Source organism: Photobacterium satsumensis (assembly GCF_050336935.1).
Classification (GTDB): Bacteria; Pseudomonadota; Gammaproteobacteria; order Enterobacterales; family Vibrionaceae; genus Photobacterium; species Photobacterium satsumensis.
In genome coordinates, this window is record NZ_JAKJSK010000014.1 from 138,305 (window position 1) to 156,997 (window position 18,693).

15 protein-coding genes and 11 tRNA genes are annotated in these 18,693 nt (G+C 52.3%); 4 read left to right on the plus strand and 22 right to left on the minus strand.

Translation table 11 applies throughout. The features are described 5' to 3' along the window. Window positions 1-34 precede the first annotated feature (34 nt). A complete protein-coding gene (can, locus tag L4D79_RS24635) occupies window positions 35-688 on the minus strand; it encodes a carbonate dehydratase (RefSeq protein WP_428655443.1) in 654 nt (217 codons plus the stop codon). 197 nt (window positions 689-885) lie between these two features. On the opposite strand from can, the gene L4D79_RS24640 reads away from it, so the two are divergent. After that, on the plus strand, window positions 886-1,818 hold the full coding sequence (locus L4D79_RS24640) for an ABC transporter ATP-binding protein (protein ID WP_428655445.1): 933 nt from the start codon (window positions 886-888) through the stop codon (window positions 1,816-1,818). Continuing rightward, the gene (locus L4D79_RS24645) at window positions 1,815-2,585 is read left to right on the plus strand and encodes an ABC transporter permease (RefSeq protein WP_428655447.1); all 771 of its coding nucleotides are present in this window, start codon (window positions 1,815-1,817) and stop codon (window positions 2,583-2,585) included. Before L4D79_RS24640 ends, L4D79_RS24645 begins: the two co-directional genes overlap by 4 nt. A gap of 81 nt (window positions 2,586-2,666) precedes the next feature. On the opposite strand, the gene panC is transcribed toward L4D79_RS24645, so the two are convergent. The 8 genes from panC to thpR form a co-directional block, all read right to left on the minus strand. Next, on the minus strand, window positions 2,667-3,545 hold the full coding sequence (gene panC / locus L4D79_RS24650) for a pantoate--beta-alanine ligase (RefSeq protein WP_428655449.1): 879 nt from the start codon (window positions 3,543-3,545) through the stop codon (window positions 2,667-2,669). 9 nt (window positions 3,546-3,554) lie between these two features. After that, a complete protein-coding gene (gene panB / locus L4D79_RS24655) occupies window positions 3,555-4,349 on the minus strand; it encodes a 3-methyl-2-oxobutanoate hydroxymethyltransferase (RefSeq protein ID WP_428655452.1) in 795 nt (264 codons plus the stop codon). 28 nt (window positions 4,350-4,377) lie between these two features. Continuing rightward, on the minus strand, window positions 4,378-4,863 hold the full coding sequence (gene folK / locus L4D79_RS24660; protein WP_428655454.1) for a 2-amino-4-hydroxy-6-hydroxymethyldihydropteridine diphosphokinase: 486 nt from the start codon (window positions 4,861-4,863) through the stop codon (window positions 4,378-4,380). Beyond that, a complete protein-coding gene (gene pcnB / locus L4D79_RS24665) occupies window positions 4,860-6,230 on the minus strand; it encodes a polynucleotide adenylyltransferase PcnB (RefSeq protein WP_428655476.1) in 1,371 nt (456 codons plus the stop codon). The genes folK and pcnB overlap by 4 nt, the downstream gene beginning before the upstream one ends. A 213-nt stretch (window positions 6,231-6,443) precedes the next feature. Continuing rightward, window positions 6,444-7,346, minus strand: a complete 903-nt coding sequence (gene gluQRS / locus L4D79_RS24670; protein WP_428655456.1) for a tRNA glutamyl-Q(34) synthetase GluQRS — start codon at window positions 7,344-7,346, stop codon at window positions 6,444-6,446. 127 nt (window positions 7,347-7,473) lie between these two features. After that, window positions 7,474-7,923: an RNA polymerase-binding protein DksA gene (dksA, locus tag L4D79_RS24675; RefSeq protein ID WP_107349982.1), complete on the minus strand. Its 450-nt coding sequence runs from the start codon at window positions 7,921-7,923 to the stop codon at window positions 7,474-7,476. A gap of 136 nt (window positions 7,924-8,059) precedes the next feature. Next, window positions 8,060-8,773, minus strand: a complete 714-nt coding sequence (gene sfsA, locus L4D79_RS24680) for a DNA/RNA nuclease SfsA (RefSeq protein WP_428655459.1) — start codon at window positions 8,771-8,773, stop codon at window positions 8,060-8,062. A 14-nt stretch (window positions 8,774-8,787) separates the two neighbouring features. Next, window positions 8,788-9,372 (minus strand): RNA 2',3'-cyclic phosphodiesterase, encoded by a 585-nt coding sequence (gene thpR, locus L4D79_RS24685; RefSeq protein ID WP_428655461.1) that lies wholly within the window; start codon window positions 9,370-9,372, stop codon window positions 8,788-8,790. A gap of 39 nt (window positions 9,373-9,411) precedes the next feature. Here thpR and hrpB point away from each other — a divergent pair, with 39 nt between their 5' ends. Together hrpB and mrcB are read left to right on the plus strand one after the other, a co-directional pair. Next, window positions 9,412-11,877 carry an ATP-dependent helicase HrpB gene (gene hrpB / locus L4D79_RS24690; protein WP_428655463.1) on the plus strand — a complete coding sequence of 822 codons (2,466 nt, stop codon included), beginning with the start codon at window positions 9,412-9,414 and terminating at the stop codon, window positions 11,875-11,877. Between the two features lie 15 nt (window positions 11,878-11,892). After that, window positions 11,893-14,376: a penicillin-binding protein 1B gene (gene mrcB, locus L4D79_RS24695; RefSeq protein ID WP_428655478.1), complete on the plus strand. Its 2,484-nt coding sequence runs from the start codon at window positions 11,893-11,895 to the stop codon at window positions 14,374-14,376. An 88-nt stretch (window positions 14,377-14,464) separates the two neighbouring features. On the opposite strand, the gene L4D79_RS24700 is transcribed toward mrcB, so the two are convergent. The 13 genes from L4D79_RS24700 to L4D79_RS24760 all read right to left on the minus strand — a co-directional run bounded on the left by L4D79_RS24700 (window position 14,465) and on the right by L4D79_RS24760 (window position 18,565). Continuing rightward, a complete protein-coding gene (locus tag L4D79_RS24700; protein ID WP_428655465.1) occupies window positions 14,465-15,721 on the minus strand; it encodes a cyclic di-GMP phosphodiesterase in 1,257 nt (418 codons plus the stop codon). Window positions 15,722-15,897: 176 nt separating this feature from the next. After that, window positions 15,898-15,973: transfer RNA gene (locus L4D79_RS24705), tRNA-Thr, on the minus strand. 44 nt (window positions 15,974-16,017) lie between these two features. Further along, window positions 16,018-16,093, minus strand: a tRNA-Asn gene (locus L4D79_RS24710). 48 nt (window positions 16,094-16,141) lie between these two features. Beyond that, window positions 16,142-16,217 (minus strand) — tRNA-Phe (locus L4D79_RS24715). Window positions 16,218-16,272: 55 nt separating this feature from the next. Then, window positions 16,273-16,348, minus strand: a tRNA-Thr gene (locus L4D79_RS24720). 10 nt (window positions 16,349-16,358) lie between these two features. Next, window positions 16,359-16,434 (minus strand) — tRNA-Asn (locus L4D79_RS24725). A 151-nt stretch (window positions 16,435-16,585) separates the two neighbouring features. Beyond that, window positions 16,586-16,661 (minus strand) — tRNA-Phe (locus L4D79_RS24730). 55 nt (window positions 16,662-16,716) lie between these two features. Then, window positions 16,717-16,792, minus strand: a tRNA-Thr gene (locus tag L4D79_RS24735). Between the two features lie 43 nt (window positions 16,793-16,835). Then, window positions 16,836-16,911: transfer RNA gene (locus L4D79_RS24740), tRNA-Asn, on the minus strand. A gap of 47 nt (window positions 16,912-16,958) precedes the next feature. Continuing rightward, window positions 16,959-17,034: transfer RNA gene (locus L4D79_RS24745), tRNA-Phe, on the minus strand. A 133-nt stretch (window positions 17,035-17,167) separates the two neighbouring features. Next, a complete protein-coding gene (locus tag L4D79_RS24750) occupies window positions 17,168-17,797 on the minus strand; it encodes a glutathione S-transferase family protein (RefSeq protein WP_428655467.1) in 630 nt (209 codons plus the stop codon). Between the two features lie 567 nt (window positions 17,798-18,364). Continuing rightward, a tRNA-Asn gene (locus L4D79_RS24755) sits at window positions 18,365-18,440 on the minus strand. Window positions 18,441-18,489: 49 nt separating this feature from the next. Beyond that, window positions 18,490-18,565: transfer RNA gene (locus L4D79_RS24760), tRNA-Phe, on the minus strand. Between the last annotated feature and the right edge of the window lie 128 nt (window positions 18,566-18,693).

Consider the following 18,693-nt stretch of genomic DNA (forward strand, 5'->3'; position numbering starts at 1 on the left):
GGCAGTCGCTTTTTTATTCTTGTGAGCAAGGCCGTTAGCCCTTGCTTGGTAGAAGCTCTGCCATTGCTGCTTGGTATGAGACTTCCAGCGATTCGCGGCTGGTTGCCGTGACGCCAAGATCACTTAAGACACCATCGTTGATACCATAAATCCAGCCATGGACTTTGATTTGCTGGCCGCGTTCCCACGCCTGCTGCATGATGGTTGAATTACCTAGGTTGTAGACTTGACTGGCAACGTTGATTTCGCACAGTTTATTGTCCCACTCTTCACGTGGCAGCTGTCCCAAATCGGAACGGTGCTTCATGTAAAGATCACGAATATGCAGTAGCCAGTTGTTAATCAGGCCAAGCTGGGGGTTTTCGATAGCGGCGGTAACCCCGCCGCAGCCGTAGTGGCCGCAGACAATGATGTGACGAACTTTCAGTACATCTACAGCGTATTGAACCACAGATAGGCAGTTGAGATCGGTATGGATCACTTGGTTAGCAACGTTTCTGTGAACAAATAGCTCGCCGGAGTCCAATCCAGTTAGGCGTTCGGCGGGAACTCGGCTGTCGGCGCAACCGATCCAGAGGTACTCGGGATGCTGGGCTTCCGCAAGATGGCTGAAGAACTCTGGTTTTTCTTCCTTAATGTTCTCTGACCAAGCCACATTATTTGCGAATAGCTGTTTAATATCTGCCATGATGATGCCTTTCTCTGATATTTTATATCCACAGAAGAGGGAGGTTCCCTTGTTCTGAGGAAAAACAATTTATATAGGTATCAGTCCTGCAGGAGTCCTGATACCTATCTAAACCGGATTTAACTATACACAAGCTATCTGGATATCAAATCGGAGTAGTTGTCCGAAGAAAGTTTCTAACATTAAGATCGCATTTTATGAACGCTTTGGAAATAAAAAATTTAAACAAAACCTATAAAGGTGGCGTTAATGCACTGAAAAACATGAGCTTATGTGTTAAAGAAGGCGACTTTTTTGCTCTGTTAGGCCCAAACGGTGCTGGTAAATCAACCACAATCGGCGTGATCAGCTCATTAGTTAACAAGACCTCGGGCGAAGTGAAGGTGTTTGGTTATGATCTGGATACCCAGCTGGTCGAGGCCAAGAAGCAATTGGGGTTGGTGCCGCAGGAATTCAACTTCAACCAGTTTGAGACGGTTGAGCAGATCGTGATTAACCAAGCCGGTTACTACGGCGTGGAAAAGGAATTGGCAAAAGAGAGGGCGAAGAAGTACCTCTCCCAGCTGGATCTGTGGGGTAAACGCAAAGAACGTGCCCGTAATCTGTCTGGCGGGATGAAACGCCGTCTGATGATAGCCCGAGCGCTGATGCACGAGCCTCGCTTGCTGATCCTCGATGAGCCAACCGCCGGTGTGGATATCGAGTTACGCCGTTCGATGTGGGATTTCCTGCGCGAAATCAACCGTGAAGGGGTGACGATTATCCTCACCACCCACTACCTTGAAGAAGCGGAAATGCTGTGCCGTAATATCGGCATCATCAACCATGGCGAGCTGATTGAGAATACCTCGATGAAAGCGTTGCTGGGTAAGCTGGAGGTCGAAACCTTCATTCTGGATGTGAAGCTTAACGGCAACAAGCCAGTGCTCGACGGCATAGGCTGGAAGCTGCCTGACAACCACACCCTGGAAGTCGACATCAAAAAAGGGGATAGCCTCAACCATGTGTTTACCCAGCTGACCGAGCAGGGAATTGATGTTATCTCAATGCGTAATAAGGCCAACCGACTTGAAGAGTTGTTCGTGACTCTGGTGAGCAATAGCAAGAACAAGCAAGGAGCCCAGTCATGAACCGCCAGTATTGGATCGCCTTCAAAAGCCTGATCACCAAAGAGGTGAATCGCTTTGCCCGGATCTGGGTTCAGACCATGGTGCCACCGGCCATTACCATGACCTTGTATTTTGTTATTTTCGGGAACCTGATCGGCAGCCGGATTGGGGAGATGGGTGGCTTCAGCTACATGGAGTATATTGTACCTGGCCTGATCATGATGTCGGTGATCACCAACTCCTATTCTAACGTGGCATCTTCCTTCTTCAGTGCTAAGTTCCAGCACAATATCGAAGAGTTGCTGGTGGCACCGGTGCCGAATTACATCATTATTGCCGGTTTTGTCGGTGGTGGGGTATTGCGTGGCCTCGGTGTCGGCGTGATTGTCTCGGTGGTCTCTTTGCTGTTTGTTGACCTGCAGATCGCCCACTTTGGCGTCGTCGTCGCAACGGTACTGATGACCTCGGTGGTGTTCTCGCTCGGTGGCCTGATCAATGCCATTTTCGCCAAGACCTTTGACGACATCAGTATTATTCCAACCTTTGTCCTGACTCCACTGACCTATCTTGGTGGCGTGTTCTATTCATTGAGCCTGCTGCCGGACTTCTGGCAGAGTGTTTCCAAGCTGAACCCGATTGTTTATATGGTTAATGCCTTCCGCTATGGCTTCCTCGGGGTGTCAGATGTCGGTATCGGTACATCTTTCGCGGTACTGGGGGCCTTCACCGCTATTCTGTATAGCCTGTGTTACTACTTGATCTCACGTGGTATCGGTCTGCGCTCGTAACTGACGAGCAAAAAATCGATTAAGCAGGAAACAAAAATCCCGGCCTTGGCCGGGATTTTTTATGGTGATGGCAAAGGAAGGTTATTCCTCCGCAGCTGTTGCCGTTGCCGTATTTAGCTCAACCACTTGGTTGTCGATAAGGCGTGCCTTGCCGAGGAAGGCTGACATCAAGATCACCGCTTGTTGGGTTTCTTCGCTCACAGGCTGCAGGCTAACCGCATCACGGATATAGACTTCATCCGGTTGCAATCCTGCAGCGCGCAGCTGGTCGTTGGCATCCACTACGATTTCAGCGTAATCGGTGCGGCCACCACGCATTTGACTACTGATCCAGCGCATGGTGCGGGCCAGTACCGGTGCACGCTGGCGCTCGTCGACGGTCAGGTAGCCGTTGCGTGAGCTCATGGCTAGGCCATCCATCTCACGAACGGTCGTTACGCCAACCACTTCAAGGTCCATTGCTAGGTCGATCACCATCTGGCGGATTAGGGCCAGTTGCTGGTAGTCCTTCTCGCCAAAACAGGCGATATCAGGCTGAACAATGTTGAACAGCTTGGCTACAATCGTCGAGACGCCACGGAAATGACTTGGGCGCAGCGCACCTTCAAGCATGGTGGAGAGTCCTGGTACCTCAACAAAAGTTTGGCGATCCAGGCCTTCCGGGTACATGTTGTCGGGAGTCGGTGTAAAGACCAGCTCCACCCCTTCGCTGTTCAGCTTGGCAAGATCATCTTCCAGCGTGCGCGGGTAGTTGTCGAGATCGTCAGCCTTGTCGAACTGCATCGGATTGACAAAAATGCTAACCACGACCACATCTGCCAATTCACGGGCCTTGCGGACCAGCGTCAGGTGGCCTTCATGCAGGTTTCCCATTGTCGGCACGAAAGCAATCCGGCGGCCTTCGCGGCGCCAGCTTCGGACTTGCTCTCGGATCGGGGCAATCTCGGCGAATGTTTGCATTTTTATTCCTTATTCAAAGGTATGTTCTGGGCCTGGGAAGGTTCCGGCCTCGACATCTTCTAGGTATTTGGTAACGGCTGCGCGCATCTCGCCGGTTTCTGCCAGATAATTTTTGGAGAAACGGGGCATATAGTTTGCCGAGATCCCGAACATATCGTGCATTACCAGGATCTGGCCATCGGTTACATTGCCAGCACCGATGCCAATAACCGGTACTTCAACGGCATTGGTGATGCGCTCTGCCAAGCTGGCCGGTACGCACTCGAGCAAGATGATCTGTGCACCCGCGTTTTTCAGCAGAATAGCATCTTTTACCATCTGCTCAGCGTGGTCGGAGTCACGTCCTTGCACTTTATAGCCGCCAAAAATGTTGACAGATTGAGGGGTTAGCCCCAAATGCGCACAGACAGGTACGGCCCGTTCGGTCAATTTGGTCACGGTTTCGGCGAGCCAGGCTCCGCCTTCCAGCTTGACCATATTGGCGCCGGCACGCATTAAAGTGGCGGCATTTTCACAGGCTTGCTCTGGTGTGGCGTAGCTCATAAACGGCATATCGGCCATCAGCAGCGAATTCGGACTGCCGGCACGGACACTACGGGTGTGGTAAGCGATATCTTCAACCGTTACCGGCAAGGTGTCAGGCTTGCCTTGCAGTACCATACCCAAGGAGTCACCGACCAGCATAACTGGGACGCCTTGCTGTTCGAACAGCTGGGAAAAGCTGGCGTCATACGCGGTGACTGAGGCGAATTTACGACCTTCCTGCTTCCATTTCATCAGGTCGTTGATAGTGATCTTTTTCATGTGTTCTCCCTTTGGTCCTGAGAAACGGTTACTGAGACCAGATGCTCAGCCCGTTACGGTCTACCTGCTCCAGCAGTGTTTTTAGCGGAGTGTGATCCGGCAGTACCAACTCAGGGGCAATTTCAGCGAGTGGGTATAATACAAACTCGCGGACTTTCATTCCGTAGTGCGGCACCGTAAGGCGTTCGCAGTGATGCTCAAGGTCGCCGTAGAGAACGATATCGAGATCCAGCGTACGTGGCCCCCAGCGCTCAGCCTTGCGGGTACGGCCGTGTTCTTGCTCTATAGACTGGGTACAGTCGAGCAGGGCCAACGGGCTGAGTTCGGTTTCGACAGCGATGACAGCATTGACGTAGTCTGGCTGATCTTGTGGTCCCATCGGGGTACTGCTGTAGAGCGAGGATACGGCGACCACATTGAGATCGGGGTGCTGCTTGAGCACCTCGATCGCACTGTTTGCCTGGGCGACAGGATCGGACAGGTTACTGCCGATCGCGATGTAGGCCAGGATCATGATGATTTTGCCTGTGGCTTCTTGCGGCGCTGCGGACGACGGCGACGGCGGCGCGGTGCACCAGTGCCACCCTCGTTGATTTCTTGAACCATCTTGTGTCGCAGATTGCGGTCACCGTGCTGGAATTGATCCCACCACTGAGCGAGATCGGCAATCTCTTCGTTTTCGAAGTTACCGCGCATTTCCAAGAAATCGAAGGCTGCACGGAATTTCGGGTGCTCCATCATCTTGAAGGCACGCTTGCCGTTGCGGCGACTAAAGCGGGTCTGTTGTTGCCAGATATCACGGATCGTGGTCGTAAAGCGGCGCGGGATAGCAATGCTCTTGACCTGCTCATCGAGAATATCATTCGCCGCCACCATGAATGCATCATAGTAAGCCAGGCCGCTGGCAAAGGCGACTTCTTCGGCACGGGTAACCAGCGGATACCACAGCATGGCTGCGAACATAAAGGCTGGGTTAACACGTTTTCCGTCGGCGATGCGCTTGTCGGTCGCCGCCAGAATGTGCTCGATCATCTGTTCCGTCTGGCTGCTGTGATCTTCGGTGAAGTGCTCGCCAAGCAGCGGGAACAGTTGCTGGAACAAGTTATATTCGCGCAACAGCTTGTAGGTCGCAAGGCCGTCACCGGACTGAAGCAGCTTGAGGCTTTCCTCGAACAAGCGGGCGGCTGGGATGTCCTGCAGCAAGCTTGATAGCTGATTGATTGGACCCGCGGTAGTTGGCTCAATGGTCATATCTAGCTTGGCGGCAAAGCGTACCGCACGAAGCATCCGTACCGGGTCTTCCCGGTAGCGAGTTTCAGGATCACCTATCAAGCGGACAATGCGGTTGTCGAGATCTTCGACTCCGTTGACATAATCGGCAACGGTAAAATCCTTGATGCTGTAATACAGTGCGTTGATCGTGAAATCACGGCGTTCGGCATCTTCTTCGATGGTGCCGTAGACATTGTCACGCAGCAACATGCCTTCTTGGCTCTGGGCCGAGACCTGCTTCTTGTCTTTAAGGCTTGGCTGAGCATCTGCATGGTGGCCACGGAAGGTTGCCACCTCGATAACATCACGACCAAACAGGATATGTGCCAAGCGGAAACGGCGGCCAATTAGGCGGCAGTTACGGAATAGCTGCTTGATCTCTTCCGGCGTAGCATTGGTGGCTATGTCGAAGTCTTTAGGTTGTTTGTCCAACAGGATATCGCGAACACCACCACCTACCAGATAGGCGTCATACCCGGCTTTATTTAGGCGGTAAAGGACCTTCAGCGCATTTTCGCTGATATCTTTACGTGAAATACCGTGCTCTTGGCGCTGATAAACTTGCAAGGCGAGTTCCTCATGGTCGAGATCACTTGCGTCTCGATTCAGTACCTTACGGCAAAAGCTGGCGACTCGATTAAAGATAATACACCTCATTTATGTGGTTCGGATTCAACAAACAGCCGCATATCATATATCACGGCAGCCCATTTTAGAATCCTAGCGCTTGTTTCCTTGCATTATGAAGGCCATTTTCAGCCACTTTGAGGCAAACAAGGCGGTTAACTGTTAGCTCGGCGACAATACTGCAGGCGCTTGGTTTCACCCGTGTGAAGGATGAGACGGGGCCAGGGTAATCGCCGTTGTTTGCGGCAGGTTTGACAGCTGCCAATGGGCAATGCCCCAAAGCAGGATATCGCTGGTTGATGAGCAGGCCAGATCTACCGGCGGCTGCATACCCAAAAACCGTATTGCTTCGATAAGGGCAGGCCTTGGGTCCGCCTTGTCGATTGCCGGGGCATGGTTCTGCTTTGATAGCTTGTTGCCATTCTCTGTCACTGCCAGCGGCAAGTGCAGATAATTTACTTCCGGTTGGCCGAGTAGGCGATATAGCCCAATCTGGCGGCCGGTTGGTTCAATTAAATCGGCGCCCCGAACCACTTCAGTGATCCCTTGCGCGATATCATCCAGTACTACAGCCAGATTATAGGCGAATAGCCCATCGCGGCGACGGATAATAAAATCTTCCTCAGCCAGCGGAGCTGGGATGCTGATACGGCCATGCAGCAGGTCGTCGAAAGCCAGCACGGGGGCGTCAACTTTGAGGCGGATAGCATTGCCAGCCGCACCAAGCTGTTTGTCCCGGCAGTTACCCGGGTAAAATCCCCCAGCTTGTTTGACTTGCTTACGGGTACATTGGCAGTAATACGCCTGCTGGTGGTCAAGCCAGCTTGCTATCTGAGCTTGATACGCTTCGTGGCGCTGGCTTTGGTACATGATACCGCCGTCCCACTCAAGGCCATAGGCTTCCAGGGTGCGTAGGATATCATCCGCAGCGCCGGGCATTTCCCGTGGCGGATCCAGATCTTCCATCCTGACCAACCAGGCGCCTTGTTTTGCTTTGGCTTGAAGGTAACTACCAAGGGCGGCAACCAGTGAGCCGAAATGCAGCGGGCCTGATGGGGAGGGGGCGAAGCGGCCGATATATTGCTTGTTTGTACTCATAAGAAAATCACTATACCAAACTGAATAATATTCTCGCGGATAGGCCAGAATATTATTCAGTTTGGTATCAAACGAAAAAGGGAGCTTGGCGCTCCCTCTTGACTATCATGGTGCTGTACGTAGCGTACTAGCCGGCCATCTGCTTCTCTTTGATTTCAGCCAGCGTCTTACAGTCGATGCATAGATCGGCGGTTGGACGGGCTTCCAGACGGCGGATACCAATTTCAATACCGCAAGATTCACAGAAACCAAAATCATCATCTTCAATACGCTGAAGTGTCTTTTCGATTTTCTTGATCAACTTGCGTTCGCGATCTCGGTTGCGTAACTCCAGGCTGAACTCTTCTTCCTGAGCAGCACGGTCAACAGGATCTGGGAAGTTGGCCGCTTCATCCTGCATGTGGTTTACAGTACGATCAACTTCTTCGCGTAGCTGGTTGCGCCAGGCATCAAGAATTTTACGGAAGTGCTCTAGCTGAGCTTCACCCATGTATTCTTCGCCAGCTTTTTCCTGGTAAGGTTCAACCCCAGCAATAGCCAGGATGCCTAGCGATTTTTTAACGTTGCTCTCTGGCATATAGCATCTCCTAATATACCTAATAACCGTCACTGGTTAAATTTGGGCGGTATCTATAGCAGAAAGGGAAGAGTGTGGCAATTGCTGCATATATTCAATTTTATACCAATGTGAAGAAAGCATCACTTTGAGGTACTTACTGGTCGAATTTTATGCGATGTTCAAGGTAGAGTTCCGTTGGATTCAATACCGCCTTGTAACACAGGATCTCTACGCCAGCCCGTTCTGCTTGCTGAATTAATGAAAAGTAATCCGGGTCTATATGGTGTGCCGCAGATACTTTTTCAATCCCCGAATGTAAAATTGCGAAAAAAAGTATGGCACGCTCACCATTTTGTGCCACTTCAATTAGCTCCCTAAGGTGTTTTTGTCCTCGGGTGGTGACAGCATCCGGAAAATATCCTTGCCCTTCCGTTCCTTGTTCCAGCAGGGTGACACTTTTTACCTCGATGTAGCAATCCGGCTTTTCCCCATCTTGTAGTAAAACATCTATCCTGCTGTTTTCACTACCATACTTAACTTCTGTACGGAGTGATGCATAGCCTTCCAATTCTGTGATGGCATTCTTGTTAATCGCCTCTACGACCAACCGGTTGGCCTGTGCGGTGTTGACGCAGATACTGTGCCCTTCTGGTGTTTGTGATAATTCCCAGCTATGCGGATATTTTCGCTTCGGGTTATCGGAGGTCGAATACCACACGGTGTTGCCCGGCTCGGCACACCCGGTCATGGCACCGGTATTGGCACAGTGGATGGTAGTCGTAGAGCCGTCAGGCAGGGTGATATCGGCGAGAAACCGCTTGTAGCGCTTGATCAGGGTCGCTGATTGTAATGGCGGGGTGAACTTCATGCCTTGTCCTTTGGTTATTCTTGGTAACGGCTGCCGAGAGGCCATTGTCCGAGTTGATGGTACCGGACGCCTTGGCGGCCGTCATGGCTGACTGGTTTGGAAATATACAGGCCAAAGTGATTGAAGTGAAAATCTATTTTGTCGAATACCGGCAGTGGCTCTGGACGCCGGGCGACGGATTTGGCAAGGGTGACATGAGGGCTGTAGGGGCGCGATTCCTGTTCGAGGCCGCAATCTAGAGCCAGGGCTTTCAATTGCTGTGCCAGCGTCAGCAACGCCGCAGGAGGCTGCTTAGGAGCCACCCAGATGACCTTGCTGCGCTTCCAATACCCTAATGTGTTCAGTTGCAACGAAAAGGCCGCTGGAGGCTTAGGAGCCGTAAGCTGCTCGGTAGCGGTTACAACCGTATCAGCTTGTTCGGTTGTTACCATGCCGAGAAAAGCCAGGGTGATATGGAGGTTATCCTCGGAGACCGGGCGACCGAACTGGCTACACTGCGCCGACAGGTGGGCTAGGCGGTGGAAAGCCTCGCTGTTGCGATCGGGAGCTAATGCAAAGAAAAGGCGCTGTTTTTTCTCTTTCATGGGGTTAAGGTACAATGGCCAAGCCTAAATTGAATATGACACAAGGTGTTCCCATTGTCACAACTGCCTATTGATGACGTGCTTCCTGCACTGCAGACCCAACTATATGCCTGCGCGCAACTGATCCTCAAAGCCCCGCCCGGTGCTGGTAAGTCGACCCGCTTGCCTCTGGTGCTCCTGCAGCAGGAGGCTGTTGCTGGCAAGATTGTGATGCTGGAGCCGCGCCGGTTGGCCGCGAGGAACATTGCCCGTTATCTCGCTTCGCAGCTTGGTGAGCAGGTCGGAGAAACGGTCGGCCTGCGGGTCAGGGGCGAAACCCGGGTTAGTAGCAAGACCCGGCTGGAGATTGTGACCGAAGGGGTTATGACCCGGATGTTGCAGCAGGATCCAGAATTGACGGGGATCGATCTGCTTATTTTTGATGAGTTCCATGAGCGCAGCATCCATGCCGATACCTCGCTGGCCCTGGCACTGGAAGTACAAGAAGCGCTGCGTGACGATCTCAAGCTGTTGGTGATGTCGGCCACGCTGGATGCCGATGCTCTAACCGGTCTATTACCAGAGGCGGGTTATATCGAGTCCGAAGGGCGCAGTTACCCGGTCGAGATGCGCTACAAGACACTGGCCGAAAAGACCCACCTCATAGAGGCTACTGCCCGTGAAATTTCAGCGCTACTGTCTGCCGAATCTGGCTCGATGCTGGTCTTTTTACCGGGGGCGGGGGAGATCCGCCGCTTGGCCGAGCAACTGGACGGCCTGCTGGGGCAAGAAGTTCTGGTGTGTCCGCTATACGGCCAGCTGACCGGTAGCCAGCAGCAGCAAGCCATTACCCCGGCCCCGAAAGGCAAGCGCAAGGTGGTGCTGGCTACCAATATTGCCGAAACCAGCTTGACCATTGAAGGGATCCGGATGGTGGTGGACTGCGGGTTGGAACGTGTCGCTCTGTGGGATCCGAAAACCGGGATCAGCCGGCTCGAATCGGTGCGTATTGCCCGCTCTTCTGCCGAGCAACGGGCCGGTCGTGCAGGCCGTTTGGAGCCGGGGATTTGTTTACGGCTATATAGTGAGGAGATGTTGGCGCGTCAGCCTGCCACCCCGCAACCGGAGATCTTACGGGCTGATCTCACTTCGCTGGCGATGGAGCTGGCACAATGGGGCTGCCAGTCTGCTGCGGACCTGCATTGGTTGGATTTACCGCCAGCGCCTGCGCTGAAACAAGCCCATGCGTTATTGGTTGGCTTGGGGGCCCTGGATGACGCTGGCCGAATGACTGAGATGGGCACGGCGATACAAGCGCTGGGTGTTGATCCCCGTCATGCGACGATGTTGCTGATGGCGAAGCAGAATGGCGAGCGGGCCATGGCAACGGCAGCGATGATGGTTGCCCTGCTAGAAGAGCCACCTAGGGGCAACAACAACCCGGACTTGCACTTCCAGCTCAACCTGGTCGAGAGCGGCAAGCAATCACGCAGTAAAGCCTACTTACAACGGGCCTCCCAGCATTTAGCGAAGCTGGGTGACAAGCACGCAAGGCTCAAGGTTGCTAGCGAGTGGATCGCGCCTTTGTTGGCGGCAGGCTTCCCGGACAGGATCGCCTTGTCCCGTGGCAAAAACAGCCGTTATCAGTTGGCCAACGGCCAAGGGGCAATGATGATGCCGGATGAGCCGCTGGCGGACGAAGAGCTGCTGGTGGTTGCTGATATCATAAAGACCCGGCAGGGTGACAGCCGGATTTTCTCTGCCGTTCCGGCCCAGTTGTCGGAGCTACAACAGGCCTTGCCCCATTTGTTTATCTGGCGTGAGTGGCTGGATTGGGATGACAAGAAAGGCCGGCTGACTGCCGAGAAGCATTTGTGTTGTGGCAAGTTGGTGCTGGATCGTCAGCCAATGGGCGAGCCAGATCCGGCTAAGGCCAGTGAAGCGCTGCTCAATGCCATCATGCGTAAGGGGTTAGGTATCTTGCCATGGAGCAAAACATCGGAAGCGTTGCTGCTTCGCGCTCGCTGTGCCGCAGAGTGGCTGCCAGAGCTGGCGTTGCCGGCGCTGGACGATGGCGCCCTGTTGGCGGAAGCCTCAGAATGGCTGTTGCCGTATATGAACGGGATGAGAACCCTTAAGGCCCTTGAACGGATTGATTTGCTGGCGGCACTGGAAGCACGACTTGGCTGGGATAAGAAGCAAGCGCTTGATAATGCCCTTCCCACCCATTATACGGTGCCGACGGGGTCTCGCTACGCGATCCGCTACCAGCAGGGGCAGCATCCGGTTCTGGCAGTCAAATTGCAGGAAATGTTTGGTGAGAAAGCCTCGCCAATGATTGCTAACGGTAAAGTCGCCGTGGTGCTGGAGCTACTTTCACCGGCCCAGAGGCCATTGCAGATCACCCGCGATTTGGCTGCTTTCTGGCAGGGGGCTTATCGCGAGGTGCAAAAAGAGATGAAAGGGCGTTACCCTAAACACCCTTGGCCGGATGATCCTGCCAATCACGAGCCGACGAAAAAAACAAAAAAATACATGTAAAAAAAGAAGATCATGATGACAGAGCAAGCAAGGCTTTCGGTGGCTCCTGCAGCTAAACAGCTGACACCTAAAAAAGTGGCACCCAAAAAGCCCGCCGCGGGCAAGGATGGTACCAAGAAACCGGTGCGCAAGCGCAAGCCGGCGGCTGCGAGCCAAAGCAAGGTAACGGCTAAGAAGCGCCCGGCCAAGTCAACCCGCAGCCGCAAGAAGAGTACGAAGGGGAAACGTCAGGGGCTACCGGGCTGGTTTAAGTGGCTGGCCGGCTTTGGCCTGAAGGTCTCCATTGCCGTACTTGCGGTGCTGCTGGTCGTTGGGATTTACCTCGACAACATTGTCCGTGATCGTTTTGATGGCCAGCTATGGAACTTGCCTGCTGTTGTCTATGGCCGGGTGCTGGATTTACAGCCGGGGCAAGCCATTACGCTTAATGAAGTCCGTCGCGAGTTGGATATACTGCAATATCACAAGGTGCGCACCCCACAGCGCAATGGGGAATACTCGTCTTCGTCGACTCGCATTGAAGTGATCCGCCGTCCGTTTGAGTTTTCCGACGGTCCTGAGGGGGCTCGGCACATTATGCTGACCTTTGATGGCAGCGAGCTGAAAAGTATTCAGGAGGCGGGGTCAAAGCGTCAGCTTGGTTACGTACGGATTGAGCCCAAGATGCTGGGAATGCTGGAAACCGGAGAAAGTGAGCAGCGGCTGTTTTTGCCGCGTGAGCAGTTCCCCGAAGTACTGGTTGATGCCTTGCTGGTGACCGAAGACCGTGATTTCTACCATCATGATGGGGTTTCTCCTCTGGCCATCGCCCGAGCCATGGTGGTCAACCTCAAGGCCGGAAGGACAGTGCAGGGGGGAAGCACCCTGACTCAGCAACTTGCCAAGAACATGTTCCTGTCCCGTGAGCGTTCGCTATGGCGCAAGATCCGGGAGGCCTACATTGCCATTATTCTTGATTATCGTTATAGCAAAGATCAGATCCTCGAAGCCTACCTCAATGAGATTTACTTGGGGCAAAATGGTGGCAAGGAGGTTCATGGCTTTGGCTTAGGGGCAAGGCTGTATTTCGGACGTCCGCTACAGGAGCTCAGGATCGATCAGCAGGCCCTGCTGGTGGCAATGGCAAAAGGACCTTCCTACTACAATCCATGGCGTAACCCCGAACGCGCCAAGCAGCGCCGGGACCTGGTGTTGAGGTTGATGATGGACAGCGGGACTTTATCTGGCGCGGACTATGAATTGGCGGCATCAAGGCCGTTGGATGTTCAATCTCGACCGATGATCGCCCGTCGCCAGCCTGCCTATTTCCAGCAGCTGCGGCGCGAGCTTAAGTTGCGGGTCGGCAATAACTATACCCCGGGTGTAGGCCTACGGATCTTCAGTACCCTGGATCCTTTGTCTCAAAAGGAGGCTGAGGATGCCGTGGTCAGTATGGTACCCAAGCTTAAGCAGAAAGCGGGCGTTGAGCTCGAAACGGCACTGGTGGCCGCCGACCGGCGCACTGGCGAGATCCGGGCTATGATCGGCGGCAGTAATCCGGGCTATGCTGGCTTTAACCGTGCACTGGATGCCAGCCGTCAAATCGGCTCGCTGGTCAAGCCGGCGGTCTACCTTGCGGCACTGCGCCATCCTGAGCAGTTCACCTTAGCCACAACGGTTGAAGACAAGCCGATTATGCTTAGTGGCAGCAAAGGAAAAAACTGGCAGCCACGGAACTACGATCGCAAATTTCGCGGTGAGGTACCGCTCTATTACGCGCTGGCAAAATCGCTCAACGTCCCTACGGTTAACCTTGGTATGCAGGTTGGGTTGAATGATGTGATTGATACCATGGTGGACTTGGGCGTTGATCGTGGCGAGGTGCCGAAACTACCCTCTATCCTGCTGGGGGCTTTCACCCTGACGCCGTTTGAGGTGACCCAGATGTACCAGTCGGTTTCCAGCGGTGGGCTAAAAGCCGACCTCACGGCTCTGCGGGCAGTCGTTGACCAGCAGGGTAACCAGCTTTACCAGTGGATGCCAAGGGCAAACCAGACAGTGCCTGAACAGGCTGCTTGGTTGACCACCTACGGGATGAAAAACGTAGTCTCGCAAGGTACGGCACGTTTTCTCCAGCCCCAGTTTGGTTGGGCAGCTTTGGCCGGAAAAACAGGTACCACGGATAAAAATCGCGATAGCTGGTATGTCGGTGCCGATGGACGTGAAGTCGTGACGGTGTGGGTAGGCCGCGATGATAACAAACCGGTTAACTTGACCGGCTCTGCCGGTGCACTGCGATTGTATGGTGACTATCTCAAGCGCCGTCAGCCCGAACGTTTGGCACTGCCTTGGCCGAAGAAGCTGACCACTGCCAAGTTCAGCCAGATGCCTAACGGCACCTTGGTCAGAGACTGTGCCGGACAGCATTCATTGCCGATGTGGGATCCAGACGGTTCGGTCAAAGGTTACTGTGACGGTAACAAGCCCGCGGGCTGGATCAAAGAGATGTTCAGCTGGTAATGCTGTGACACTTTACCTTTAAACGAAAAACGCCCCATAAGGGGCGTTTTTTTATCTGTGGGTACCGGCCATAAAGTGTCTATCAGGGCTAATCATCAGGATCAAAGTAGAAGGAAATCCGGCTGCGGGGATTGAGGTAACTATGAACCTTGTCCGGCAGCTTGCTTGGATGGATAACTTGCTCGATGCTCAGGTGGCTCTCTTCTAAGTCGATGATCGGGGCCTCGTTGGAGGGGACCGTTGGATCATAGAGCAAGATATTAGGCGTCAGCAGACTCTCTGAATTGACCGAGATAACCAGGCCCAGTTGCTGATTTGACAACTGGACCACACTGCCTGGTGGATAAACCCCGAGCAGGCGGATCAGCAAGGCCAGGTAGTCGTTGTTGTACTGCTCTTTTCTATGTTTGAACAGGTAGGAAAGGGCACTGTAGGGGATCTTTGCCTTGGCTGGGTCCTGCGGGTGGCACAGGTTGTCATAGGCATTGACCACCGCAACAAGCTGGGCTTTGGTATCGATATGCTCTGCTGTGAGCTGCTTGGGATAGCCGCTGCCATCAAGCAATTCGTGGTGCTGGGTAAGAATGGGCTTGGCCTGCGGTGGAAAGCTATCAGAGAGATTGGCCAAGTCGACACTGTATTTGGGGTGGAGTTTTAGGTAGTTCTCCTCCGGTTCGGTTAACGGTGTCGTCTTGCGGGTAATAGCCGTTGGTACCTTCAATTTGCCCATATCATGGAACAGTGCTCCGATGGCAATCGTTTTGATATCCTGTCCCTCCATACCGGTGGAGCGGGCCAGCATCATCGACATGATGGCGACGTTCAGCGAGTGGCTGTAGATATCTTCATTGTCGCTGCCCTCATTCATCAGATGAAGGGCGACATTGTCGGCCTCAAGCAGGGCATCGACCATCTCCTCGACCAGCATTTCGGCTTCTTTGACGGCTGTCATGGGGCGGTTTTTAATTTTTCCGACAATTGATCGCAACTGTGCCATCGAACGGGAAAAGTTCTTTTCGCAGCGTTGTAGCTTTCGTTTGTAGTTCTTGAGCTTCTCTATACGGCCTTGTTTCTCTTTCCATAGCTTATCGGCTTGTTGGTCGAGAAAGCGGCTCTCGTGCTCGCTGATGGCTTCTAAGGTATTGTCTGGATCGAGTGGTTGGCTGTCACTTTTCTCCGGGATCAGCAGGACGTGCTTTATCCCCAGATTTTTTATTAGCCGGATTTGTTGGCTGTCTTTGATTTTGAAGTGGTTCAGTAGAAACGGATGATCTGTCCATTGCAAAGGCAGCTTGATATACAGCCCTTCGGTTAAGCGCTCTACTGATAGCTTGATACTGGCCATGGTGTCCGGCGCAACCTATTGATACTAAGGTCCGATTCTACCTAACCGAGTTAATTTCTCCAATATGCGCAAGAGTGCTTATTGCTGGGGGGAAGGCTGCGATTACGCGTCATTATTAGAAGAGAAAGGGGGATTTTTGGCAAAAAAAAACCTCATCAAAGATGAGGTTTCAAAAATGGTGCCGACTACCGGAGTCGAACTGGTGACCTACTGATTACAAGTCAGTTGCTCTACCTACTGAGCTAAGTCGGCAAATTATTTTTATTAACTTAAGCAAAATATGCTCAAGAATTATTTGGCTCCCCCTGCGGGACTCGAACCTGCGACATACGGATTAACAGTCCGCCGTTCTACCAACTGAACTAAGGGGGAATTATCTCTTTTACATCATGTTGCTATTTCTAGCACCATAACTAAATATGGTGCCTCGAGGCGGAATCGAACCACCGACACGAGGATTTTCAATCCTCTGCTCTACCGACTGAGCTATCGAGGCAAAAGTAGTGATGGTTAAGTCTCTACTTTGCATTCTTGCTAAGCAAGAAAATAAATGGTGCCGACTACCGGAGTCGAACTGGTGACCTACTGATTACAAGTCAGTTGCTCTACCTACTGAGCTAAGTCGGCACACTTTGTTTGGCTCCCCCTGCAAGACTTGAACTTGCGACATACGGATTAACAGTCCGCCGTTCTACCAACTGAACTAAGGGGGAATTATCTCTTTTACATCATGTTGCTATTTCTAGCACCATAACTAAATATGGTGCCTCGAGGACGGAATCGACCGCGCCCGGCTAGGGACCGACACATTATCGCAACGCGATAACCTTTGGAACCTAATTGTAAGCATCATACTTTTAAATATGGTGCCTCGAGGCGGAATCGAACCACCGACACGAGGATTTTCAATCCTCTGCTCTACCGACTGAGCTATCGAGGCAAAAGTAGTGATGGTTAAGTCTCTACTTTGCATTCTTGCTAAGCAAGAAAATAAATGGTGCCGACTACCGGAGTCGAACTGGTGACCTACTGATTACAAGTCAGTTGCTCTACCTACTGAGCTAAGTCGGCACACTGTGTTTTACTTCCTTCAAGCATTGCTTGAAATAGAAAGTGGCTCCCCCTGCAAGACTTGAACTTGCGACATACGGATTAACAGTCCGCCGTTCTACCAACTGAACTAAGGGGGAATTATCTCTTTTAAATCATGTTGCTATCTAGCACCACAATATGAATATGGTGCCTCGAGGCGGAATCGAACCACCGACACGAGGATTTTCAATCCTCTGCTCTACCGACTGAGCTATCGAGGCAACGGGGCGCATTAAAAAGGTTTTCGGCCTTTGCGTCAATGGTTTTTTGATAAAAATATGCTGACTTTGCCTTTTTTGCTCTGATCGCTCGGTTTTTGAACTTGTTGTTGGCGTAAAACGGCTTATAGCACTGTTATTCGCTATCCAGAAGAGTACGGTTTTCACGGTTAAGAGCGCGTGAAAGTGCCGGCCGGCGACTAACAAATTGCCTATATCTCTCAAGTTTTAGTGGGAGTTTCTGATCAAACTTTATTGCCCAGTTGAGGGTATGGGCCAGTAAGATATCGGCAACGGTTGGGAAATGCCCCAGTAGGTACTCATCACCATGCATACGGGATTCCGCTACTTTGAGTGCTTTCTTAAATTCCCAGGCAGCGACAGCAAGCATTTCCGGCAGGCGGATTGATTCAGGGAGGGCGAAACGGTGCTTGCCCATGCTCCAGAGCGGTTGCTCCAATTCAGTGATGATATAGCTGACCCACTCATGATGGCTGGCTGATTCGGCCGTTCCGGGCTCAGGCAGCCAGTGGTGACCATATTTTTCTGCTAGGTATAGGCAAATGGCCGAAGATTCACAGATGGTTAGGCCGTCATCGCATAAGCAGGGGACTTTTCCTTGGGGGTTAAGTGCGAGGAACTGGGGAGAACGATGATCATTCTTGGCAAAATTAACCAAGCGGTACTGCCAGTCAAGGCTGAGCTCTTCAAGCAACCATGAGACGCGGAGTGAGCGGGTACGCGGATAGCCGTAAAGGGTGATCATCATTTCTTCCTTGGTTTTTTTCTTTTGTTGTCATTAAAGTTAGCAAAAAAAAGACGGCCTGCAGGCGCCGGGCGTCAAAGTGACGAAGGTATCGTGCGGTTTACTCTGCTTCAGAGACGTTGCCTAGAGCTCCCACTGGCGGTAAGGGGGGGGGGATTTTATCCACCATTTAGCCAGATATTTTTGGCCTAGATAAGCAAAGGTGACAAATCAGAAATGCTAGTGCTGGGGAAGTTTAAAGTTTAAGTCACTGGAGGCTGTATCAGGTACCGAAAAGTTGAGGGGTAGCCCGAAAACACACCGAATTAATTTGGGTATGAAGAAAAAAGGGAGGGGAGAAGCCCCGAGAAACCGCGTGAAATGATGGGGACGCCCAGTTACGGCTTTTTCAGATAAAAAAAAGCCAAGTCTTTCGTCGGGGACGCCTAGTCTTGGCTGCTTTTGGCTGGAAGTGTTCTGAGAGAAGTTGCAGATACGAAAAAGCCGCGTGAAATGACGGGGACGCCTAGTTACGGCTTTCTTCAGATAAGAAAAAAGCCGTGTCAAATGACACGGCTTTCTCTAAAGTGGCTCCCCCTGCGGGACTCGAACCTGCGACATACGGATTAACAGTCCGCCGTTCTACCAACTGAACTAAGGGGGAATTATCTCTTTTTACATCATGTTGCTATTTCTAGCACCACAACTAAATATGGTGCCTCGAGGCGGAATCGAACCACCGACACGAGGATTTTCAATCCTCTGCTCTACCGACTGAGCTATCGAGGCAAAAGTAGTGATGGTTAAGTCTCTACTTTGCATTCTTGCTAAGCAAGAAAATAAATGGTGCCGACTACCGGAGTCGAACTGGTGACCTACTGATTACAAGTCAGTTGCTCTACCTACTGAGCTAAGTC